Annotated in this window: 25 protein-coding genes and 1 tRNA gene; 19 read left to right on the forward strand and 7 right to left on the reverse strand. The window is 66.5% G+C overall.

Features of this window, described 5'->3' with window-relative positions:
* The first annotated feature begins 15 nt into the window (after nt 1–15).
* The 4 genes from DIE15_RS26195 (at nt 16) to DIE15_RS26210 (ending at nt 3,760) form a co-directional block, all read left to right on the forward strand.
* Nucleotides 16–1,803 (forward strand): SDR family oxidoreductase, encoded by a 1,788-nt coding sequence (locus tag DIE15_RS26195; RefSeq protein WP_124834712.1) that lies wholly within the window; start codon nt 16–18, stop codon nt 1,801–1,803.
* A 34-nt stretch (nt 1,804–1,837) separates the two neighbouring features.
* On the forward strand, nt 1,838–2,743 hold the full coding sequence (locus tag DIE15_RS26200; protein ID WP_057927456.1) for a metal-dependent hydrolase: 906 nt from the start codon (nt 1,838–1,840) through the stop codon (nt 2,741–2,743).
* Between the two features lie 102 nt (nt 2,744–2,845).
* Complete coding sequence (locus tag DIE15_RS26205; RefSeq protein WP_057927457.1) at nt 2,846–3,133, forward strand: hypothetical protein; 288 nt, start codon at nt 2,846–2,848, stop codon at nt 3,131–3,133.
* Between the two features lie 252 nt (nt 3,134–3,385).
* Entirely contained in the window at nt 3,386–3,760 is a 375-nt protein-coding gene (locus DIE15_RS26210) for a DUF2917 domain-containing protein (RefSeq protein ID WP_057927618.1), read from the forward strand.
* A gap of 172 nt (nt 3,761–3,932) precedes the next feature.
* On the opposite strand, the gene DIE15_RS26215 is transcribed toward DIE15_RS26210, so the two are convergent.
* Nucleotides 3,933–4,211 (reverse strand): hypothetical protein, encoded by a 279-nt coding sequence (locus DIE15_RS26215; protein ID WP_057927458.1) that lies wholly within the window; start codon nt 4,209–4,211, stop codon nt 3,933–3,935.
* Nucleotides 4,212–4,967: 756 nt separating this feature from the next.
* On the opposite strand from DIE15_RS26215, the gene DIE15_RS26230 reads away from it, so the two are divergent.
* Nucleotides 4,968–6,269: an NCS2 family permease gene (locus DIE15_RS26230; RefSeq protein ID WP_057927459.1), complete on the forward strand. Its 1,302-nt coding sequence runs from the start codon at nt 4,968–4,970 to the stop codon at nt 6,267–6,269.
* A 91-nt stretch (nt 6,270–6,360) separates the two neighbouring features.
* Here DIE15_RS26230 and DIE15_RS26235 read toward each other — a convergent pair whose 3' ends face one another.
* Nucleotides 6,361–7,212 (reverse strand): LysR substrate-binding domain-containing protein, encoded by an 852-nt coding sequence (locus DIE15_RS26235; protein WP_124834713.1) that lies wholly within the window; start codon nt 7,210–7,212, stop codon nt 6,361–6,363.
* A gap of 201 nt (nt 7,213–7,413) precedes the next feature.
* Here DIE15_RS26235 and DIE15_RS26240 point away from each other — a divergent pair, with 201 nt between their 5' ends.
* Genes DIE15_RS26240 through DIE15_RS26250 form a run of 3 tightly spaced genes read left to right on the forward strand, consistent with a single transcriptional unit; the run spans nt 7,414 to nt 9,151 of the window.
* Nucleotides 7,414–7,944, forward strand: coding sequence for a sugar ABC transporter (locus DIE15_RS26240; RefSeq protein WP_124834730.1), 531 nt, complete (start codon nt 7,414–7,416; stop codon nt 7,942–7,944).
* 13 nt (nt 7,945–7,957) lie between these two features.
* A complete protein-coding gene (locus DIE15_RS26245; protein WP_057927462.1) occupies nt 7,958–8,284 on the forward strand; it encodes a hypothetical protein in 327 nt (108 codons plus the stop codon).
* A gap of 3 nt (nt 8,285–8,287) precedes the next feature.
* Nucleotides 8,288–9,151 carry an MBL fold metallo-hydrolase gene (locus DIE15_RS26250; RefSeq protein ID WP_124834714.1) on the forward strand — a complete coding sequence of 288 codons (864 nt, stop codon included), beginning with the start codon at nt 8,288–8,290 and terminating at the stop codon, nt 9,149–9,151.
* Nucleotides 9,152–9,305: 154 nt separating this feature from the next.
* Here DIE15_RS26250 and DIE15_RS26255 read toward each other — a convergent pair whose 3' ends face one another.
* Both DIE15_RS26255 and DIE15_RS26260 read right to left on the reverse strand, forming a co-directional pair.
* A complete protein-coding gene (locus DIE15_RS26255; protein ID WP_014898618.1) occupies nt 9,306–9,593 on the reverse strand; it encodes a DUF1488 domain-containing protein in 288 nt (95 codons plus the stop codon).
* Nucleotides 9,594–9,836: 243 nt separating this feature from the next.
* The gene (locus DIE15_RS26260) at nt 9,837–10,028 is read right to left on the reverse strand and encodes a DUF2964 family protein (RefSeq protein WP_057927619.1); all 192 of its coding nucleotides are present in this window, start codon (nt 10,026–10,028) and stop codon (nt 9,837–9,839) included.
* Nucleotides 10,029–10,406: 378 nt separating this feature from the next.
* Here DIE15_RS26260 and DIE15_RS26265 point away from each other — a divergent pair, with 378 nt between their 5' ends.
* The 8 genes from DIE15_RS26265 (at nt 10,407) to DIE15_RS26295 (ending at nt 15,751) form a co-directional block, all read left to right on the forward strand.
* Nucleotides 10,407–12,296 (forward strand): sigma-54-dependent Fis family transcriptional regulator, encoded by a 1,890-nt coding sequence (locus DIE15_RS26265; RefSeq protein ID WP_124834715.1) that lies wholly within the window; start codon nt 10,407–10,409, stop codon nt 12,294–12,296.
* Nucleotides 12,297–12,402: 106 nt separating this feature from the next.
* A complete protein-coding gene (locus DIE15_RS26270) occupies nt 12,403–12,705 on the forward strand; it encodes a 2Fe-2S iron-sulfur cluster-binding protein (RefSeq protein WP_057927465.1) in 303 nt (100 codons plus the stop codon).
* Between the two features lie 63 nt (nt 12,706–12,768).
* Complete coding sequence (locus DIE15_RS26275; RefSeq protein ID WP_057927466.1) at nt 12,769–13,263, forward strand: SRPBCC family protein; 495 nt, start codon at nt 12,769–12,771, stop codon at nt 13,261–13,263.
* A 92-nt stretch (nt 13,264–13,355) separates the two neighbouring features.
* Complete coding sequence (locus DIE15_RS26280) at nt 13,356–13,733, forward strand: DUF2946 domain-containing protein (RefSeq protein WP_124834716.1); 378 nt, start codon at nt 13,356–13,358, stop codon at nt 13,731–13,733.
* 224 nt (nt 13,734–13,957) lie between these two features.
* Nucleotides 13,958–14,323, forward strand: coding sequence for a copper homeostasis periplasmic binding protein CopC (copC, locus tag DIE15_RS26285; protein ID WP_124834717.1), 366 nt, complete (start codon nt 13,958–13,960; stop codon nt 14,321–14,323).
* A gap of 50 nt (nt 14,324–14,373) precedes the next feature.
* Nucleotides 14,374–14,820, forward strand: a complete 447-nt coding sequence (locus DIE15_RS26290; protein ID WP_124834718.1) for a copper chaperone PCu(A)C — start codon at nt 14,374–14,376, stop codon at nt 14,818–14,820.
* A gap of 32 nt (nt 14,821–14,852) precedes the next feature.
* A complete protein-coding gene (locus DIE15_RS37175) occupies nt 14,853–15,029 on the forward strand; it encodes a hypothetical protein (protein ID WP_185734551.1) in 177 nt (58 codons plus the stop codon).
* Between the two features lie 92 nt (nt 15,030–15,121).
* Entirely contained in the window at nt 15,122–15,751 is a 630-nt protein-coding gene (locus DIE15_RS26295) for a LysE family translocator (RefSeq protein ID WP_057927471.1), read from the forward strand.
* Nucleotides 15,752–15,791: 40 nt separating this feature from the next.
* Here DIE15_RS26295 and DIE15_RS26300 read toward each other — a convergent pair whose 3' ends face one another.
* Nucleotides 15,792–17,117: a leucine-rich repeat-containing protein kinase family protein gene (locus DIE15_RS26300; protein WP_057927472.1), complete on the reverse strand. Its 1,326-nt coding sequence runs from the start codon at nt 17,115–17,117 to the stop codon at nt 15,792–15,794.
* A gap of 140 nt (nt 17,118–17,257) precedes the next feature.
* Between DIE15_RS26300 and DIE15_RS26305 the strand changes: the two genes are divergently transcribed.
* A tRNA-Leu gene (locus DIE15_RS26305) sits at nt 17,258–17,342 on the forward strand.
* 207 nt (nt 17,343–17,549) lie between these two features.
* On the opposite strand, the gene DIE15_RS26310 is transcribed toward DIE15_RS26305, so the two are convergent.
* Entirely contained in the window at nt 17,550–18,434 is an 885-nt protein-coding gene (locus tag DIE15_RS26310) for a LysR family transcriptional regulator (protein WP_185734553.1), read from the reverse strand.
* Nucleotides 18,435–18,510: 76 nt separating this feature from the next.
* Here DIE15_RS26310 and DIE15_RS26315 point away from each other — a divergent pair, with 76 nt between their 5' ends.
* Nucleotides 18,511–19,812 (forward strand): aspartate aminotransferase family protein, encoded by a 1,302-nt coding sequence (locus tag DIE15_RS26315; RefSeq protein ID WP_124834720.1) that lies wholly within the window; start codon nt 18,511–18,513, stop codon nt 19,810–19,812.
* 86 nt (nt 19,813–19,898) lie between these two features.
* Here DIE15_RS26315 and DIE15_RS26320 read toward each other — a convergent pair whose 3' ends face one another.
* Entirely contained in the window at nt 19,899–21,398 is a 1,500-nt protein-coding gene (locus DIE15_RS26320) for a helix-turn-helix transcriptional regulator (protein ID WP_260428344.1), read from the reverse strand.
* Between the two features lie 122 nt (nt 21,399–21,520).
* On the opposite strand from DIE15_RS26320, the gene DIE15_RS26325 reads away from it, so the two are divergent.
* On the forward strand, nt 21,521–21,793 hold the full coding sequence (locus DIE15_RS26325; RefSeq protein ID WP_124834721.1) for a DUF4148 domain-containing protein: 273 nt from the start codon (nt 21,521–21,523) through the stop codon (nt 21,791–21,793).
* Nucleotides 21,794–21,885: the final 92 nt, after the last annotated feature.

The raw sequence follows: 21,885 nt of genomic DNA on the forward strand, positions 1-21,885 counted from the left end.
AACGACGGACTCACGATGCAGCCTCTTTCCGACGAAGCGCCGCTGGCCCTGTTCGAATCGGTTCACAGCGAGACGGCCGTGGCCTCCGGCGACCTGACGCTCGCGGTCAGGACCTGGGGCGACCCGGCCCGCTCGCCGGTCGTGCTCGTGCACGGCTACCCCGACGACAGCAGCGTCTGGCAGCAGGTCGCGCCGCTGCTCGCGCGCAAGCACTACGTGATTGCCTACGACGTGCGCGGCGCGGGCCTGTCCGGCGTGCCGAAACGCACGGCCGACTACCACCTCGCGAAGCTGACCGACGATTTCATCGCGGTGATCGACGCGCTCTGCCCCGGCCGCGCGGTGCACCTGATCGCGCACGACTGGGGCTCGATCCAGGGCTGGGAATTCGTCACGGACCCGCGGCTCGCCGGTCGCATCGCGTCGTACACGTCGTGCTCGGGGCCGTGCCTCGACCACGTCGGCTTCTGGCTGCGCGAGCGCGTGCTGCATCCGACGCCCGCGTCGCTGGCCAGGCTCGGCGGCCAGCTCGTGCGCTCGTGGTACGTGTACCTGTTCCATTTGCCGTTCATCCCCGAGCTGAGCTGGCGGCTGTGGCTCGGCCGCGCATGGCCGGGCCTGCTGCGCCGGGTCGAGAAGACGCCCGCCGCGCCGCGCCCGACGCAGGCCGACGATGGCGCACGCGGTGTGCGCCTCTATCGCGCGAACTTCATCCGCTGCCTGTTCGCGCCGCGCGAGCGCTACGCGCACGCACCGGTGCAGACGATCGTGCCGCTCGGCGACAAGTACGTGAGCCCGGCGCTCTCGGAGAACCTGTCGCGCTGGGTGCCGCAGTACTACCGCCGCGAAGTCGCGGCCGGCCACTGGCTGCCGCTCGCCGATCCCGCGCGCTTCGCGGGCCTCGCCGAGCAGCTGATCGACGCGGTCGAATCGGGCGAAGAGCCGCCCGCGCTCGCGAACGCACGCCGCCGCGCGACCAGCGGCCGCTTCAGCGGCAAGGTCGCGGTCGTCACCGGCGCGGGCAGCGGCATCGGGCGCTGCGCGGCGCTCGCGTTCGCCCGCGAAGGCGCGACCGTCGTCGCGTGCGACATCGATCTCGCAAGCGCCGAGCGCACCGCGCTGCTGCTCGGGCTCACCGGTGCGCAGGCACACGCGAAACGCGTGGACGTCGGCTCCGCCGACGAGATGGAAGCGCTCGCGGCGTGGGTCGGCAGCGAACTCGGTGGCGCGGATGTCGTGATCAACAACGCGGGCATCGGCATGGCCGGCGGCATGCTCGACACGAGCGAGCGGCACTGGGAGCGCATCCTGCACGTGAACCTGTGGGGCGTGATCCACGGCTCGCGGCTGTTCGCGCAGCAGATGGCCGCGCGCGGCACCGGTGGCCATATCGTCAACACCGCGTCGGCTGCCGCGTTCGGGCCGTCGCGCGACCTGCCCGCGTACGCGACGACGAAGGCTGCCGTGCTGATGCTCAGCGAATGCATGCGTGCGGAGCTCGCGGAGAAAGGCATCGGCGTGACGGCCGTGTGCCCGGGCTTCGCGGAAACCGGAATCATGGCGTCGACGCAATACGCGGGCGCCAACGCGCAGGACGAGGCGCGGCTGCGCAAGCGCGCGACGAAGCTGTACCAGATGCGCGGCCTGAAGCCCGAGACCGTCGCACAGGCGATGGTCGACGGCGTGCTGCGCAACCGGCCGATCGTGGCGGTCGGCACCGAGGCGCATGCGCTGCGCTTCGTCGCCCGCTTCATGCCGTCGCTCGGCCGGATGCTCGCCCGCGTCAGCATGGCATCGCATTGACGGCGCAGGCCGCCGCACAGGAACGGAGACACAGATGACCGATACCGCCGCCTATCACAAGATCAAGGCCCGGCACGTGAAGTTCGACTTCAGCGACACGCCGATCACCTGGGTGCCGAACGACCCGGGCAGCACGCACATCATCAACACGCTGAACCTGCTGTTCCCGGAAGGCGAGCTGTGGTTCTGCCGCGTGTACAACAAGGCGCTGCCGCACATCACCGACGCGCGCCTGCGCGACGAGGCCGAAGGCTTCCTGCGCCAGGAAGCCGTGCATTCGCGCTCGCACGGCGGCGTGCTCAAGCATTACTACGACCGGCACGGGATCGACACGAAGCCCTTCACGCAGAAGCTGAACTGGCTGTTCACGCGCGTGCTCGGCGAGGCGCCGTTCGGCCTGAAGATCGGCCACACGCGCTTCTGGCTGCGGCAGCAACTCGCGGTGATCGCATCGCTCGAGCATTTCTTCGGCTATCTCGGCAACTGGGTGCTCAACGCGCACGGGCTCGACGAAGGCCGCGCCGACCCGACGATGGTCGACCTGCTGCGCTGGCACGGCGCGGAGGAAGTCGAGCACCGGACCGTCGCGTTCGACATCTACAACCACATGGGCGGCAACTATCTGGAGCGCTGCGTGCACATGGCGTTCGTGATCGTGCTGCTGCTCTACTTCATCACGAGCGGTGCGCGGTTCATGTACCGGCGCGACCCGGCCGCCGGCCGCTATCCGGGTTTCGTGCGCGCGTGGTGGAAGGGTTCGCGGCGCGGCCACCTGCCGTCGTTCTGGAAAGTGATCGGCGCGGCGCTGCGCTATTTCAAGCCGGGCTATACGCCGCACCACGAAGGCTCGACCGAGCAGGCGCTCGCGTATCTGGCGCGCTCGCCGGCCGCGCAGGCGGCCGCGCACGGCGGCAACTGGGGCACGACGAAGGGCGCGTGACGGGGTTCACAAGCGGGTTCGCAAACGGGTTCGAGACGGATTCGGCGGGCGGCGCCCGCCGAAATGCGTACAATCGCGGCTTCATTTCCCGGAGGTGCCGCGATGGCCATGAAGAAAACCGATCTAGAAAAGAACAAGGCGCTGAAGCTGACGCACGCGCTGAAGCAGTCGAGCTCCGCGCGCTTCGGCAAGGGCGCCGAGGAAGCGGCGAAGCTCGACCGCCGCGCGCAGCGCAAGCTCGACCAGGAACAGGGCCTCGTGCCGTTCGCATGCAAGCTGAACGCCGAACTCGTCGAACAGCTGAAGGCACGCTCCGCCACGCATCCGAACGGGATGACGGGCCTGCTGTCCGAACTGCTCGTGAACGGCCTCGCGCAGCGCGACGCGTGACTCGCCACGTATCTCGAAAATAGTCGTTGACAACGCCGCACGACATCGACAAACTCGTTCGCATGCCTACGTTCAAGCTCATCGCCATCGCGAATCATTGCCCGGTGAACATTCGAAAGAATGGATCACGGGAGGCGCTTGTGCGTTAGCATCCGAGCAGTACCGCATGTCCCACAAGGCCTCACCGGAAACGGATGAGGCCTTTTTGTTCTGGTGCGCGTCATCCGTCCGGCTCAACGAATGGAGCAGACGATGGACCAGGCAAGCCCGTTGTTCGACTGTCCCGAATCGCGCCGCGTCGGCGCGATCACGTTACCGACCGTCGTGATCCGTTTCGCGGTTGCGCCGCGCACGACATTGACCTGGCGCGCGCCGAGCGATGCGGAAATTCGTGCGCACGGCGCACCGCTGTGGATCACGCGTCCACCGAGCATCGACGATTACTGGGTGCAACCGGGCGACGTGCTGCGCATCGCGCGCGGCGATCGCATCTGGCTCGGCACCGATGACGACCGGCCGGCCGAAGCATCGATCACGACGGCTTACGTGCGGCGCGGCGAACGGCTGAGACGCACGCTCGCGCGCATGCAACGTTTGCTCGTCGGACGATGGCGAAGAAGGGATTGACGATGCGCGGCGACGCGCGCAACGGGATACCGGAACGCGCGCAATCACCGCGTCCGGAAACGGACGCACCCACGGCGCAATGCGTCGCAGGTGCGCATCGAATGACGCGGCACGCATATGCGTGCCGCGAGCGATCGCGCGCCGTGCGCAACCGTCACATGCATCGCATGCATCAGGTGCTGGCGGCGAGACGTGGGCCCGTGCTGCGGGGAATGGAATCAAGGTCGGGGCGTTGCGCCGCCTGCGAGGTCACCCAAGGGTCGATGCCTTGCTTCTGCACCTCCTCGAGAAATGACACCCGTGTGCGCCAGTAGTCCGCCTGTAATTTCGCATCGATGACGCGCTGTTCGGCTGCGAACAGTTCCATGCGCGCCGTCACGAGCATCGACGCAGCGGTTTTTTCCGGCGTGGGGGCGTGCCGCATCGCCCAACGGCTGATCCAGTTCAACATGCTGACCTCCGTGATTACGGACGAACCCGCATCGGGCAATCGCAATCGGTCGCGCCTGCCCGAATGCGCAACGACCGTCACCGCACTTCACCGCCTGCCCTGCACGGACTGCGACTCCCCCGCGTCGGCAACAACCGGCCGGCGTGTGCGCGCGGTGTATCTATCCTAGAAAGACTTGCCGGTTTACGCGATGACGTCTTGCAATCTTTTACACAGAAACCACAGTCGGGCCCGCATCGCGATATGACAGTTGCGGACGGGACGGCTTCGGCGCAGGATAGCCCGTTATCCGCAACCGGCTGGACTGACGAATGGCCGCTGCACGCCGCTGCGCACCGGCGTCGGTCATGCGCGCACGCGCTGCAACCGCCCGGCGCCCGTCCAGCATGCGGGTGCGTCACGGCATTCATATGTCATCGTGCGTGGCGCCCGCGCGCTGCGCGTCCGGCATGCCGTTGCGCCCGCATCGGCCGGCACGGCCCGCCCGTCGTCGAATCGTTTCCATCGTTTCTACCTGCCCGCTTCGTCCGAACCGGTAAAATGCGCGCCTTCCTCGCGCGGCCGGCCTGTCCGACCGTTCGCGCGAACGCAGCCGATCGTGCCCCGCAACTATATCGTCGGCGCTATCCGCGCTATTACAATCCGCCGATAGCGTGGCAATAGTGGCTGGTTACAGTAGGCCGGCCGCGCGCTGCCTTTACAACAATTCGGCCCAAACAACAAGCAACACGACAACCCGACCGGAGAAACGCCTACATGGAATCCATCAAGCGGTATTTCGGCTTCGCTGAAGCCGGCACCGACTTCCGCACCGAAATACTCGCGGGCGTCACCACCTTCCTGACGATGGCCTACATCATCTTCGTCAACCCCGCGATCCTCGGCGACGCCGGCATGCCGAAGGAATCCGTGTTCGTCGCGACCTGCCTCGTCGCGGCGCTCGCGTCGATCATCATGGGGCTGTACGCGAACTACCCGATCGCCTGCGCGCCCGGCATGGGCCTGAACGCGTATTTCGCCTATACGGTCGTCAAGGGGATGGGCTTCACGTGGCAGGCCGCGCTCGGCGCCGTGTTCATTTCCGGCTGCCTGTTCCTGATCGTCACGCTGTTCCGCGTGCGCGAGGCGATCGTCAACGGCATTCCGAAATCGCTGCGCATCTCGATCACCGCAGGCATCGGCCTGTTCCTCGGCATCATCTCGCTGAAGACGTCGGGCGTGATCGTCGGCAACCCGGCCACGCTCGTCACGCTCGGCGACCTGCACAAGCACGACACGATCCTCGCGATCATCGGCTTCTTCACGATCGTCACGCTCGACCACCTGCGCGTGCGCGGCGCGATCCTGATCGGCATCATCGGCGTCACGATCCTGTCGTTCTTCTTCGGCGACAACCAGTTCCACGGCGTGTTCTCCGCGCCGCCGTCGATCGATGCGACGCTGTTCAAGCTCGACATCGGCGCCGCGCTGTCGACCGGCATCATCAACGTGATCCTCGTGTTCTTCCTCGTCGAGCTGTTCGATGCAACCGGCACGCTGATGGGCGTCGCGAACCGCGCGGGCCTGCTCGTCGAAGGCAAGATGAACCGCCTGAACAAGGCGCTGCTCGCCGACAGCACCGCGATCGTCGCGGGCTCGGTGCTCGGCACGTCGTCGACCACCGCGTATATCGAAAGCGCGTCGGGCGTGCAGGCCGGCGGCCGCACGGGCGTGACGGCGATCACCGTCGCGGTGCTGTTCCTCGCGTGCCTGTTCATCGCGCCGCTCGCCGGCGTCGTGCCGGCCTACGCGACCGCCCCCGCGCTGCTGTACGTGTCGTGCCTGATGCTGCGCGAGATGGTCGACGTGCCGTGGGACGATGCGACCGAAGCCGTGCCGGCCGCGCTGACCGCGCTGCTGATGCCGTTCACGTACTCGATCGCGAACGGCGTCGCGTTCGGCTTCATCGCATACGGCGGCCTGAAGCTGCTGACGGGCCAGGGCCGCACGGTCAAGCCGATCGTGTGGGTCATCGCGGCCGTGTTCCTGTTCCGCTTCTTCTATCTCGGCAGCGAGTGACGCACGCGCCCCGGTGCGATGCACGATGATGAAACGCCACCTTCGGGTGGCGTTTTTGTTGATGCAGGCGCGTGGTGCGGGCAGCGTTCGGTCACGTCTGCGCCTGCCGAAGCACCCAGCGTGCGAAGGTCTGCAGCGGGCCGTCGCCTAGTTCCAGCGCTTCGGGCAACACCAGGCAGAAGCGCTTGACCACGCCTCGACCGTCGGGCCAGGGCGCGGCGAGCAACCCTTGCGCGATCTCGGCGTCGACGTAGAGCCGCGGCACCAGCGCGACGCCCAGCCCGGTCAGGGCCGCCGCGATCAGCATCGAGTAAAGATCGTAGCGCGCGCCGGCGGCCGGATTGCTCACCGGCAACCCCGTTTCCTGCACGTACGCCGACCACGCATCGGGCGTCTGGCGCTTGTGCAGGCGCGGCAGCGTGCCCAGCAGCGCATCCGGATGCCCGCCCGCGAGCAGCGACGGATGGCAGACCGGCACCAGCACCTCCTCGCACAACCGGTACGTATGCATGCCGGCCCAGGCCGGATGCTCGAAGTGAATCGCCGCATCGAATCCGCTGCCGGCCAGCACGAACGGCTCGGCGCGATCGGCGAAATGCACGGTGATGTTCGGATGCTGCGCCTGGAAACCCTTGAGCCGTGGAATCAGCCAGCGCGTCGCAAAGGTCGGCGTCACGGCGATATCGACGCTGCCGCCGTCGCCGGGCTGCCCCATCATGTACTGGCTGTCGCGCTCGAGCCGGTCCAGCACTTCGCGAACCTGCGCGGCGTAGCGCGCGCCGTTCGGCGCAACCCGAACGCGGTTGCCGACCCGCTCGAACAACGGTACGCCCAGGAACGCCTCCAGCCGGCCGATCTGCCGGCTGATCGCGCCTTCGGTCAACGCCAGTTCGTCGGCGGCGCGCGCGAAGCTCCCATGGCGCGCCGCGGCCTCGAATGCCATCAAGGCCGAATTGCTCGGAATCCTGCGTCGCGTCACGATTGCTCCCGGTTCGACCGGCGTCGGTCATAGCTTGATCAAACATCAATGAACGGTGACGAATCGTCGTTTTTCACGCATTCAACGGCTAATTATCATGACAAAAACTCAACCCGTCGAGCGGCGATCAATCCCGAAGGCCGCTTGCCATCCCGTGGAGATGTGATGATCTATGCCGTTGAATGCAGCATCGCCGAGCCCGCCGCCGAAGCCGAGTGGAACGACTTCTACAGCCGCGTCAAACTGCCGGCGCTGATCTCCGTGTCCGGCTTCCGCACGTCGCAACGCTTTCGCGCCGTCGGTGGCGACGGCCCCGTCTACCTTGCGCTGCATACGATCGACAGTCCCGACGTGCTGACGTCGGCCAAGTACCGCGACAAGGGCGGCGGCAATTTCGCGCGCTGGCAGCCGCATATCGTCGAGTGGCGCCGCAACGTGTACGACAGCGCCGCACCGGCGCCGGCTGTCTCCGGCGATCAATGGCTGGCCGTTTGCGACGACGCTGCCCCGTTCGCGCGAGCGGGAATCGCTGCCACGGCCATGTATGCGATCGCGCTGGATTGCCTGCCCGCGGCTCGCTGGCTGGCCGTCCTGGATCGGGCTCAGGCGCGGCTCGCGTCCGGCGCCGCCATCCGGCTCTACGCGCCGATGGGCGCCCAACTCGTCAGCACGCCGGCAGCGGCGGCCGCACGCTGACAGGAGCCCGGTCATGCCCAGCGTCACGATTTTCATCCCCGAGGCGAGCATGCCGGCGAACGCGGCGCTCGATGCGCTGTCGTCGGCCTGCGAGACGCTCTGCACCGATGTGCTGAGAGCCGCACCCGGCACGGTTCACGTCATTTACGTTCCGGTCCGGCACGGCTGCGGACATCCGGTCAGCGCGGAAATCCGCTTTCGCATCGCATCATTTCGCATGACTGAATTGATGGATCGGTTCATGGCCGCGCTGGATCGAGAGATTCTCCGCCACACCGGATGCGTCGCACGCATCCGCTGCTTCGGCTACGACACCGCACACCTTCACGCCCGACATTGACCCATGAACGCCCCCATTCCCAGCCTTTCGTTTCCACACCGTCAGATCGGCGATTTCTCGGTGACCGCGGTCAGCGACGGCACGCTGACCGCCGGCCTCGACCTCCTGTCGAACATCGAGATCGACGACGCGACCGGCATCATGCGCCGCGCCGGCGTACATGCACCGTCGGACGTCAACATCAACTGCTACGTGATTCGCGGGAACGGCCGCATCGTGCTCGTCGACACCGGGGCCGGCGGCATCCGGAACTGGGGCGGCCGGCTGCGTCCGTCGCTGGCGCACGCCGGCATCGATACGCGCGACATCGACACGATCCTGCTGACGCACGCGCATCCCGACCACATCGGCGGCCTGCTCGACACGGACGGGCAGCCGGTCTTTCCGCAAGCGCAGGTGCTCATTCATGAACGGGAACGCGCGTTCTGGCTGGACGACGACGCGTACGCACGAGCGACCGAACGAGCCCGTGCCAATTTCCGGATCGCACGGCGCACCTTCGACGTTTATCAGGCACAACTGCGAACCATTGAGGCAGGCAACGTGCTGCCCGGCATCGTCGCGGTGCCGCTGCCGGGGCACACGCCAGGACACACCGGCTATCGCGTCGAATCGCAGGGCGAGCGCCTGCTGATCTGGGGCGATCTCGTGCATTTCGCGCCGATCCAGGTCGCCCGCCCCGACGTGTCGATCGCGTTCGACCACGATCCGTCGCAAGCGTGTGCGACACGCACGGCCACGCTCGCCGAAGTCGCTTCGGACAACGTGTTGATTGCGGGCATGCACCTCGCCGACACGGGTTTCGCCCGCATCGCGCGCGCGAACGGCGTAACCGGCGGCGCCTATGCACTCATCGGGGCAGATTAAGGGAAACGGAACACCGGCACGCCATCGCGCCGCACGATGCTCGAATCGTGCCGCGCATCATCCCCCGCGCGAGCGGAGCACCGGACGAGCATGCGCCGACACGACACGGGCGCCGGTATTCGGCGCCCGCTCCGTCGCTGCCCGGTCGTCCGGCTCAGCGCCAGTTCGCCTCGTAGAAGCGCACGTAGCCGCTGCGCAGCGTCACGCATTGCGCGCGAGTCTCGGACAACAGCCGCCGCGCGGCCGCCTCGATGCGCTCGCGGTGCTGATCGTACGCACCGACCATGTCCTCGAAGCGCGGCGACGCCGCACCGAAATGGTCCTCCAGCGCCTCGGCGGTAATCTGACATTGGACGCGCTCGCCATTGACCAGCGCCGTGAATCCAAGCATCAAGTCGCGCCCCGAATATTCAGGCTTCTCGTTCGTGAAATGGATCTGCATGGGAGCCGCCTATCGTCCGGTAGAAAGCAAATGACCGCGTTCGTCGTCCGCTACCGGCCGAACGAATGTGTACGCGGGCTCGCCGGCAGAGGCACGATCCACGGGGGTATGGCGCGGACAATGCATGCCGGTTGCATTCCACTTTAGACGGTTTCGCGCAGGAGGCAAAATTTGCGATGTGCGTCGTTCCGACGCGCATTTCCTCTGACCAGAACGACATCCGGCACCGTTTGGCGAATGGCGTCAATGAGGATCGGTGGGCCAGATATTCAGCGAGATCGCGGCGGTCGTGGCGCCCACCGCAATCGCGGCTGCCCCGTATTGCACCGCGTCGGTCAGGTCGAACAGCAGACCGTGGATCGCCACGGCAATGCCGCCCAGCATGATGAAGGTGGCGATGGCCGCCAGCACGACTCTCAGTTCCGTCCGAACCATGATGCTTCTCCCGAACGGATGCATGTCACGTCGCATGCATGTTGCGATGCGGAACACGGCGCGTGCGTGCTCCATTTCCATCATTGCAGGCGGGCGCTTAAAAGCAAGGGGTTTTTGTACGCGGTCGCACAACGCGCGCCGCGCTTGTATGATGAGGCGATATCGATCGTGGCGGCTCGGGTGGCGGATGGTGCGGTGCAAGGCGTTTAGGTGGGGCGACCGCGGTGCATGGGGTCCAACCTAGTGCTAAAGCGCTAATTGAACCGGCCGCGAAGCATGGGGTCCCAGTAAGCGCTAAAGCGCCAACTCGGGCCGACCGCGAAGCATGGGGCCCCAGTAAGCGCTAAAGCGCTAACTGGGGCCGACAGGAGACAAGACATGCCTCAATCTTTCGTGCTGCCCGCCACCGCGGGCCGCAACGACCTGCTCGCGCAGGCGCATGCCCGTTCGACCGCGGTCGGCCTGCGCGCAAACGAGCGCCCCGATTTCTCGCCGCTATCGCGACTCGCGCTGCGCGAACTGCTCGACACGAACCACGCACTGTTCGCGCACGCACGCCCCGTGATGGAGAACCTCCACGCGCAGATCGCCGACACGCAAAGCCTCGTGCTGCTCACCGATGCCGATGGCGTGATCCTGCACAGCATCGGCGACGCGGACTTCATCGAGAAAGCCAACCGCGTCGCACTGTGCACCGGCGTATCGTGGGCCGAAGGCGCACGCGGCACGAACGCGATCGGCACCGCCCTCGCATCGGGCCAGGCGGTCGCCGTGCACGGGTCCGAACATTTCCTGCGCGCGAACCATATCCTCACCTGCTCGTGCGCGCCGATCATCGACCCGTTCGGCCGCACGCTCGGCACGCTCGACGTGAGCGGCGACCCGCGCGGCTTCAGCCCCCATACGCTCGCGCTCGTGCGGATGTCCGCGCAGCTGATCGAGAATCATCTGTTCGCGAACCAGTGCGCGGAAGCGCTGCGGCTGCGCTTTCACGCACACGAGGATTGCGTCGACTCGCTGTTCGCGGGGCTCGTCGCGTTCGGCCCCGACGGCGGGCTGATCGCCGCGAACCGCAGCGCGCAATTCCAGCTCGGCGCGACGTTCGATGCATTGCAGCATCAAGGCTGCGATGCGCTGTTCGGGATGCACTTCGGCCAACTCGCACAGCAGGCGGCCCGCGCGCCCGGCGCACCGTTTCGCCTCACGCTGTCGACTGGCGTGCGCGTGCTCGCGCGCTGCGAATTCGCGGAAACGCACAAGACGGCCGTCGCCGTCACGCCGCCTGCCCCTGCCGTGCACACGCGGGCGCCGGACCCCGACGCGATCACGTTCGCAACGCTCGATACCGGCGATGCGCGAATGGCCGCCGTGCTCGAACGCGTCGCGAAGATCCGTGGACGCGACCTGCCGCTGCTGATCCTCGGCCAGACCGGCACCGGCAAGGAATGGCTCGCGCGTGCGCTCCACCAGGCTTCGCCGCGCGCGGACGGCCCGTTCGTCGCGGTCAACTGCGCGGCGCTGCCGGATTCGCTGATCGAAGCCGAACTGTTCGGCTATGAAGACGGCGCCTTCACCGGCGCACGCAAGCGCGGCAGCCCCGGCAAGATCGCGCAGGCCGACGGCGGTACGCTGTTTCTCGACGAAATCGGCGACATGCCGCTCGCGCAGCAGGTCCGACTGATGCGCGTGCTGCAGGAGCGCGCGGTGATGCCGCTCGGCGGCGCGCGCGCGGTGCCGGTCGACGTGCGCGTGGTCTGCGCGACCCATCGCGACCTGCGCGCGATGATCGCCGAAGGCACGTTCCGCGAAGACCTGTTCTACCGGATCAACGGACTCGCGGTCACGCTGCCGGCGCTCGCCGCGCGTACCGACCTGCCCGCGCTCGTCGAGCGGATCCTCGCGCGGCTCGCGCGCAGCGAACCGATGCCGACCCGCCTCGCGGCCGACGTGCTCGACGCGTTCATGCGACACCGCTGGCCCGGCAACCTGCGGCAAATGACCAACATGCTGCGTACGGCCGGCATGCTCGCCGAAGACGAAGCCGAGATCACGCTCGCGCACCTGCCCGACGATTTCTGGCTCGACTGCGACGACGCGACTTCAGCGCAAGCCGCACCGGCCGACACGCGCGAAGCGACGACGCTGCAGAGTCACCAGGCCGCGGTGATCGATGCGGTGCTCGCGCGGCACGGCGGCAACGTATCGGCCGCCGCGCGTGAGCTCGGGCTCGCGCGCAACACCGTGTACCGCTACCTGCGGCGACACTGACCGCCGGGCCGGCCGCCCGGCGGGCGCCGGCCGCAGGCGGCTTCGGGTATGCTTGGCGCTCGCCTTGCCGCCGCTTCGCCGCCCGTTTCGCCGCCCGTTTCGACCCATGACCGATTCCGACCACCCGCCCCTCGTGCGCATCGAGCCGCTCGGCGCGACGTTCGACGCCCCCGATTCGCTGACACTGCTCGAGGCCGCCGCGTTCGCGCACGTCAGGCTGCCGCGCTCGTGCCGCAACGGCACGTGCCGAAGCTGTCTGTGCAGGATCGTCAGCGGAAGCGTACGCTACACGATCGAATGGCCGGGGCTGAGCCGCGAGGAAAAGGCCGACGGCTACACGCTGCCGTGCGTGGCCGTCGCGACCTCGGATATCGTGCTCGACGTGCCCGACGCGGAGATGATCGACTGAAGACTGATCGCGGCGTGCGACCGCGCGCCGTCCTGCAACGATGATGCCTGCCTGGAGAACGTCATGACCCAGCCAACCGATCCCATCGAGAAACAAGCCTTGCTCGCCGCGCCGCTCGCGCGCGTCTGGGAAGCCGTCAGCAATGCCGGGGAATTCGGCACCTGGTTCGGCGTGACGTTCGACGGGCCGTTCGTGGCCGACCAGCCGCTGTTCGGCCGCATCACGCCGACGCGCGTCGACGACGACGTCGCCAAGGCACAGGAGCCGTATGCGGGCACTGTGTTCGAAATCGTCGTCGATCGCGTCGAGCCGAAGCAACTGTTCTCCTTTCGCTGGCACCCGTTCGCGATCGATCCGAACTTCGATTACGCGTCCGAGCCGATGACGCTCGTCACCTTCACGCTTGCGGAAACCAACGGCGGCACGCTGCTGACGGTCACCGAGACGGGTTTCGACCAGTTGATCGAAGCACGCCGCGCGAAGGCGCGCGAGATGAACGATCAGGGCTGGGCCGCGCAGATGATGTTGATCACGAAATATCTGGCGAAGCACGCATAGCGCGCTGCAACGCCGCACGCCCCAGCCGACATGCGCATTGACGCGCATGGCATAATCCGCCCCATTGCCGTCCACACGCCGCCGCGTATCGCATGCTGAGTCGCCGCCTCCGGAAGATCGTCAGTCTGATCGGGATGCTTGCCATCCTGATGACGGCGCTCGCGCCGACGATCTCGCAGGCGCTGACGACGCAAGACCGCGTCGACGCGCTGCTTGCCGGTTACTGCACGGCTGCGCCGGCTGGCAGCGACCATGCCGGCGATTCGTCGTCGAAGAGCCTGCAGGCCCATCTGCAGGCTTGCGGTTATTGCAGCCTGCTTGCCCATACACCTGCCCTGCCCGCGCCCGAACTCACGTTCGCGGCCAACATTCATCCCCTCCAGCATCGCGAAGCAACCCGTTTCGAAAGCCTGCGCCGCACGCTGCCGCTCACGGCCGCGCAACCGCGCGCCCCGCCGTTCGCGTCCTGATTCGTCGTCACTGTGCGTGATGCCGTAGCGCATCGCGCCGTCCGCATGCGCGCTGCGCGTGCATGCCGTGTCACGTTTCGAAGGACGATCATGTTCGACCGTATTGCTCGCGGCTCCATGCCGTGCGTGTGCTCGCCCGCTTCAGGCAATCGCGCGCACGCGAATGCATGGCCGCGTGTCGAATGCATCGTGCTCCTTGTCATTCACAACCGGATCATCCCGTCATGAAAACCACTGCTTTCCTCCGCGGCGCACTCGTCGCACTCGGCTTCGTCGTCGCACAGGCCGCTCACGCACACGCGCATCCGAAAACCCTCGAACCCGCCGCCAACGCCACGTTGTCGAGCGCACCGCACGCGGTCACGATCGACTTCAGCGAAACGCTCGAACCTGCATTCAGTTCCATTGCCGTCACCGACAGCAACGGCCAGTCGGTCGTCGACGCGAAATCCGTCGTCGACGCCGGCAACCGGAAACGGATGCACGTCGCGCTGGCGAACCTGGCACCCGGTGCGTACACGGTCACATGGGTTGCAGTGGCGAGCGACGGCCATCGCACGCAAGGCCGCTATACGTTCACGCTGAAGTAACCCGCACGATACCCACGCGGCAATCTTCCTTCCGACCAGGAACACACTCGATGAAACGCTCGATTCCAACCAGCCTGCTGTTTGCCCTGCTCGCGCTGCAGGCACCGGTCACGTTCGCCGCGTCGACCGTACAGGCCAATGCGTGCTGGATCCGCGCGATGCCGGCGACGGTGCCGTCGTCCGGCTACTTCACGCTGAAGAACGACGGCGACAAGCCTGCCACGCTCACGGGCATCGATACGCCCGCGTTCGGGATGGCGATGATCCACGAAACGCAGACGGCCGGCAGCACTGCGAAGATGGTTCACGTCGATGCGGTCACCGTGCCTGCGCACGGCACGTTGACGTTCAAGCCGAAGCGCTATCACGTGATGCTGGAGGAGCCGCGCCAGCCGGTCGCGCCCGGCGCGAAGGTGCCGTTCCGGCTGCATTTCGCCGACGGCTCGACGGTGTCCGTGAGCTGCGACGCGAAGGCGCCTTCCCATACCGGCCTGTAATGCCGCAACCGCACCGACCGATGGAGACGAACATGAACAAGGAACGCCTGCCGCTGGCCGATCTGATCGTCCGCTACCGGACGCCGCTGAATGTCGCCGCGTTGATCGTCTGCGGGTTATGGGCGGCGTGGATCGCCTGGATGACGCGGCCGGCCGCGATCGATACGCCGTCGTCGATCGCGACCTACTGCGTGCGCGACGCGAACTGACGCGCCGCCACGGTTCCGGCGGATGCCTGCGCCGTTTTGGCGTGGCATCATCACTTCATCCCGACCGCCGGAACCGCCTCTCGGAGCGACGCATGGCCATTCAGACCTGGATGCTGTTTGCCGCAGCCTATCTCGCGACGACGCTGTCGCCCGGGCCCAACGTATTGCTCGTGATTCGCAACACCGTGCGCTACGGCACGCACGGCACCGCCGCGACGATCGCGGGCAATCTCGTCGCGCAGGCCGTGGTCGTGATGCTCGTCGCGCTCGGCGTCGGCGCGGTGCTCGCCGCGATGCCGCCGCTGTTCATCGCGATGAAGATCGTCGGCGCCGCGTATCTGATCTTTCTGGGCATCCGGCAACTGCGCGGCGACCGGAAGGCCGCTACGTCGACCGGCGCAGCGCAGATCGCCGTGCCCGATCGCAGGAAGCTGTTCCGCGAAGCGCTGTTCGTGTCGGGCAGCAATCCGAAGACGATGATCTTTCTGTCGGCGTTCATGCCGCAGTTCATCGCGCACGATCGCCCGCTCGCGATGCAGTTCGTCGTGATGTACGCGACGATCGCATGCACCGTCATCGTCGTGCACAGCGTCTATTCGTTCGGCGTGCGCCGGCTTCATCGCGGCTTCGGCGTCAGCCCGTGGGTTCGTGCGGCCAAGCGCGCCAGCGGGCTGCTGTTCGTCGGGCTCGGGATCAGGCTGCTGACCGCGCGGCAAGCGTAACGGTCCGCACGGCGAGCGCCCGCGCCGCGACGGAACGCCGTCACGCCTTCGACGCCGCCAATACGGCCGATACCTCGCCGAACGACGGCCGCGCGTCGACATCCTCGTTCAGACACGCAGCCGCCAGCGCATCGAGTGCGTGCGAACCTTCCCGCGCACGCGGCTCGCATCGCGCCAGCAATTCGCCGAGCAGATAACCGAACGCCCTGACTTCGAGCCGTTCGAGCCGCGCTGCGCGCACGTGGTCGTTCACGTCGTAGACCGACGCCGCGCCGAAATCGCCGAGCAGCGCACCGCCCTCGCCGTCGTGCAGGATGTTGTGCGCGTACAGGTCGCCATGCATGATGCCGCGCGCGTGCAGATGCGCCGCGACCGACGCGATGCCGAGCGCGATTCGCGATGCCGCGGCCGGCTCGAATCGCGCGTCGGCCGCATACACGTCGCGCGTACAGGACGCGAAGCTCGGCGGCCCGGCGAGGTTCGTCAGCGCCGGATCGACCAGTTCCATCACGAGGCCGTGCGTGCCGTCCGGATGACCGCGCACCTTGCCGATCACCGGAATCATGTTCGGGTGGCGCCCGGCGTGCAGGCAAGCGGCCATTTCGCAATCGGGCAGGCCGTCGCTCGTGACCGCGCCCTTGAACAACTTGACCGCGACCGCTCGCGGCGCGGGGCCGTCCGTGCGCCACTGCGCGCGGTAGATGACGCCCGATGCGCCTTCGCCGAGCTTCTGGTCGCAGGTGAGCGACGTCCAGTCGATGTCGGCAACGCCCGGCTCGGCCGAAGCCGCTGCCTCCGGCGCGGCGCCGAACGGATTGCCGGCGGACGCGAGCCACGCGAGGCGCGGCAGGCGCAGCAGCCACTCCGGCAGCGCGTCGAGCCGGTTCGCCGACAGCCGGACCAGTTCGAGTGCACCGCAGGCTGCCATTTCGGCGGGCAGCGCACGCAGCCGGTTGCCCGCGAGCATCAGCTTCTGCAAGCGCGAACAGTCGCCGATCTCGGCCGGCAGTGCGTCGATGTCGTTGTCGGTGAGGATCAGCCAGCGCAGCGCGCGCGGCAGCGAATGGCGTGGCACGGTACGAATCCGGTTCGCCTTGAAGCCGATCATGTCGAGCTGCTCACACGTGCCGAGGACTTCCGGGAATTCGGTAAAGCGATTGCCGGACGCGAACAGGATGCGCAGGCGCTGCAGCCGCGACAGGTCGTCCGGCAGCGCGGACAGCGCATTGCCGGACAGGTCGAGTACTTCGAGCGTGTCCGCCAGATCGAAGATCTCGCGCGGAAATTCGGTCAGCCCGCACGCGAGCTTGAGTTGCCGGGCGCCCGACAGCTGGCCGGACTGCAGTTGTTCGAGGGTCGTCGTCACGGGGAGAAAACGGGTTGCGGTTGCGATGATCGTCGGATCGATCCGACGAATTTTACCGGGATCGCTTCCGCCTCCCTCACCACCGTGTCACGCCCCCTTCACAAACGCGCAAGGTGACGCTAGAATTGCGGCCCTGCAGTGCCGACGTGGTGAAATTGGTAGACACGCTATCTTGAGGGGGTAGTGGCGAAAGCTGTGCGAGTTCGAGTCTCGCCGTCGGCACCAGACACGGTTTCTTCGTGTTTCGTGCAAGTGCAAAAAACCGCGACAGCGCAACGCTTCGCGGTTTTTTTGTTTGTGCAGTGTTCACCGCGATGTCATTCGAATTCGGGAATACACAGGGTATCTCGACACGAGAGACTGTCCGCTGATCAGGTTGGACTACCGAGTTGCCGGCTTCTCCAGCGATCACGCAATAGCCCTCCCCCGTCTTCACAGCACCGGCAACACCGCCCGAATATGCTCCGCAAACGCCGCCGTCAGATGCGACGGCCGCTTCCGGTCGAACCTCAGCGTAATACCCACCGCCGGCAGCGGCGGCAGCCCGCGATCGCCGGCGAGAATCGCCAGATCCGCAGGCACCGCCGTCTGCGTCATCACCGCGAACGCCTGCCCTGAACGCACCAGCGCGGTCAGCCCCGCCAGGCTGCTGCTCGCATACGCAACGCGATAATCGCGGCCCGCACGCTGCAACGCATCGCAGGCCGCGATGTGATCGAGCGTATCGGGATCGGACAGCGCGAGCGGCAACGGATCGAACTGCGCGGCGTCCAGCCCCGGATAGCCGATCCAGACCAGTTGCTCGCGGCGGATGAAATCGTCGGTCGCCCCATCGTCCGGCAATGAAATCATCGCGAGATCGACCGCCCGCTTGTCGAGTTGCTCAAGCAACCGCGGCGTCGGCCCGCACACGACCTCGACGATCGCCTGCGGATGCTGGCTCGAGAACTGCCGCAGCAGCGACGGCAGGAACACCGCCGCGTAATCGTCCGGGCAGCCGAACCGGATGGTGCCCGACAACCCGGTGCCGCACAGATCGGCCATCGCCTCGTCGTGCTGCCGCAGGATGCGCTGCGCATGCAGGAGCAACCGCTCACCGGGATGCGTCAGCAGCACGCCGCGGCCGGTGCGCTGGAACAGCGGCTGGTCGACGCTCTCCTCGAGCCGCCGCATCTGCTGGCTGAGCGCGGACTGCGTGCGGCCGACCCGCGCCGCCGCACGGCTCAACGAACGCACTTCGGCGATGACGACGAACGAGCGCAGCAGGTCGATTTCAAGCGAGCGTCCCAAGGTATTAGCTCCTTTTCTACCTTGCATAAGAACTATTCGTTTCCATAAAACCAGACCGCCGCCTAGACTGCAAGCGATCCCTGCCCTTGTCCGGAGAAGCCCGATGTCCCTGAACGACGACGCAACCTTCTGGCACAACGCCAGGCAGCACCTGATCCGCTACGGCGGCACGTTCGAGCCGATGATCATCGAGCGCGCGCAAGGCAGCTTCGTCTACGACGCCAACGGCCGCGCGATCCTCGATTTCACGTCGGGGCAGATGAGCGCGGTGCTCGGACACAGCCACCCGGAAATCGTCTCCGTCATCACCGAATACGCGGGCAGGCTCGATCACCTGTTCAGCGGAATGCTGTCGCGCCCGGTCGTCGATCTCGCGACGCGCCTCGCCGACATCACGCCGCCGGGGCTCGATCGCGCGCTGCTGCTGAGCACCGGCGCGGAATCGAACGAAGCGGCGATCCGGATGGCGAAGCTCGTCACCGGCAAGTACGAGATCGTCGGCTTCGCGCAGTCGTGGCATGGCATGACGGGCGCGGCGGCGTCCGCCACGTATAGCGCCGGCCGCAAGGGCGTCGGCCCGGCCGCCGTCGGCTCGTTCGCGATTCCGGCGCCGTTCACGTACCGGCCGCGCTTCGAGCGCAACGGCACCTACGACACCCTCGCCGAACTCGACTACGCATTCGACCTGATCGATCGCCAGTCGAGCGGCAACCTCGCGGCGTTCATCGCGGAGCCGATCCTCAGCTCGGGCGGCATCATCGAACTGCCGGACGGCTACATGGCGGCGCTCAAGCGCAAGTGCGAGGAACGCGGGATGCTGCTGATCCTCGACGAAGCGCAAACCGGCATCGGACGCACGGGCACGATGTTCGCGTGCCAGCACGACGGCGTGACGCCCGACATCCTCACGCTGTCGAAGACGCTCGGCGCCGGGCTGCCGCTTGCGGCCGTCGTCACGTCGGCGCAGATCGAGGAGCGCGCGCACGAACTCGGCTACCTGTTCTATACGACGCACGTGTCGGACCCGCTGCCGGCCGCGGTCGGCCTGCGCGTGCTCGACGTGGTGCAGCGCGACGGCCTCGTCCAGCGCGCGAACGTGATGGGCGACCGGCTGCGGCGCGGGCTGCTCGACCTGATGGAGCGCTTCGACTGCATCGGCGACGTGCGCGGGCGCGGACTGTTGCTCGGCGTCGAGATCGTCAAGGATCGCCGGACGAAGGAACCGGCGGACGGCCTCGGCGCGAAGATCACGCGCGAATGCATGAACCTCGGGCTCAGCATGAACATCGTGCAGGTGCCCGGCATGGGCGGCGTGTTCCGGATCGCGCCGCCGCTGACCGTCAGCGAAGCGGAAATCGATCTCGGGCTGTCGCTGCTGGAACAGGCGATCACACGCGCGCTGTAACAGAACGACAAGCGCAACGCCGCACGCAAACAGCGGGCGGGAAGATTCGAGCAGGACGAGGCGTGCCGCGCCGCACGCCTCGTAACCTAGCCATGCCTTCCGATCCGAAACACGCTGCGCAACTCGTCGTGATTGTGTACGTTGAGCCTGCGATAGATCTTGCGAACATGATCGACGACCGTGCTGTCGCGCAGCGCGAAGCCACGCGCAATCTCGCTGTGCGATCGGCCCAGCACGAGTTGCTCGCAGAGTTCGCGCTGCCGTTCGGTCAGGCCGAACGCGAAGCCGAGCCGTTCGATCGTCAGCTTGAGCGGCGGAAAGTGCTCGATATAGATCACGATCGCGAAATCGCGTTGCAACACGGCCGTGTCGGTACATCGATAGGCCATGAACCGGAAGCGGCCCGCATTGTTGCGACGCTCGAACGTCGGGGGCTGCGCCGGATAGCCGCGCCAGATCCGGTTGATGTTCGACCGAAGCGGCGTGAGCCAGTCCGGCAAGCGTTCGTGACGGTAGAACGCGAGCGGCTCGCCGGCCGCGAGCGACAGCATCCGGATGCTGTCTGCGTTGTACAGCAGGAGCCGGCCATCGTCGTCGACCACCACGATCGCGGACAGGCTGCATTCCGATTCGTGCAGCGACGGCTGCACGGGCCGCGATAGCGCGTGAGCGAGATGCCGCGCCACGGGTTCGATGTCGCGGTGATTCTGTTCCGAGAACGGACGACAGCCTGATGCGCGAGACAGCAGCAGGCTGCCCCAGCCGCGTGTGCCGTCTGTCGCGGTCAGCTCGAGACAATGACGCATCGAAACCGGCCGCCACAGATCCGCATACATCTCGCTCGACAGCAGTTTATCGTCGTAGTGCGCGCTGTTCTCGAAACCGCGCCCACGGCGCATGGCATCGGAAAACGTGACGCCCAGCACCTCCTGCCGGGAGGTGTTGTGGATATTCGCGAAATACGTCGGCAATAACGTGTAGACCGTATCGTTTTCGCTGCACACGTCCGACACTGCGTAGTGCTCGTCGGCATAGAAGAACATGCCCCAATCGGCACCGACGATGTGCCGGGCCGCCTCAATCACATGAGGAATGACGAGATGCGGCTCGACGGTGAGCGAACAGAGCCGACGAATATGACTGGTCAGCGCGACGTGCTTGTCAGACATGAATGCGCTCCTCGCGCGTACGCCGGATTCATTCACACGTTCCGCGATATCCATCCAGCTTAGACATTCCACATGACAACTACGGCAATTACCCCCTTTCAAGAGGGCGTCAATCCGGCACGCGGGTTCTATCATTCCGCCATTCCGGTTGCAGGTGCGTGACGAACCCATTGCCGCGTTCGGCATCCGGAATTTGTCCGACGCAATGCAATTGCGGCTGAAGTATCCGATTCGCGATACGACATAACGCCTGAGCAAGACGACTCGACACGCACGACCAGGCCGCGGCGCGAAGCCGCGCATGCCGATGCGCCAGTCACGGGAAAACCTTGGGGAATCGCCGGGGGAATCGACGTTACGAATGTGGGCGTGGACAGACGCAGGTCTGTCGACCGTGGATGCTGGCACGTCGCGCATCACGATGCAGGTGAGCACGCCGGAAGCAGCCTCACGCATGCGGAGTGTCGAAATATGCGGACGATGCGGAATCCGCGTCGGTCGCGCTGTTGTTGCAGCGCTTTTTCATGTGAGGTGCCACGATGAAGAGCATGTACAAGGCGGCACTGGCCGTCATCTGTGTGCTGGGTGCGTCGAGTCTCGCCCAAGCACAGGACGAAGGCACCGCGGCGGCGTCGAACAAGCCGTCCGACTCGGCGATCAGCGCGACATCGATGGGCAGCATGCCCAGCGCAGGTTCGCAGGCGGGGGCGCGGATCGGAATCACGCGCGCGCAAGTCAAGGAGGAACTCCTGCGTATGCAGAAGTCTGGGGAACTCCAGCGTATCAACGAGCTGTACGGCGGCGGCCAGTAGCAGTGGGGGTCCGGCTCGGCATGGTCGCCCGTGTATCGGGTGGGGGTCGTGATGGTGCGACCATGCACGGCCGACGGGAAGACGTCGAGCAG

This window comes from Burkholderia sp. Bp9031 (assembly GCF_003857965.1).
GTDB classification, from domain to species: Bacteria; Pseudomonadota; Gammaproteobacteria; order Burkholderiales; family Burkholderiaceae; genus Burkholderia; species Burkholderia ambifaria_A.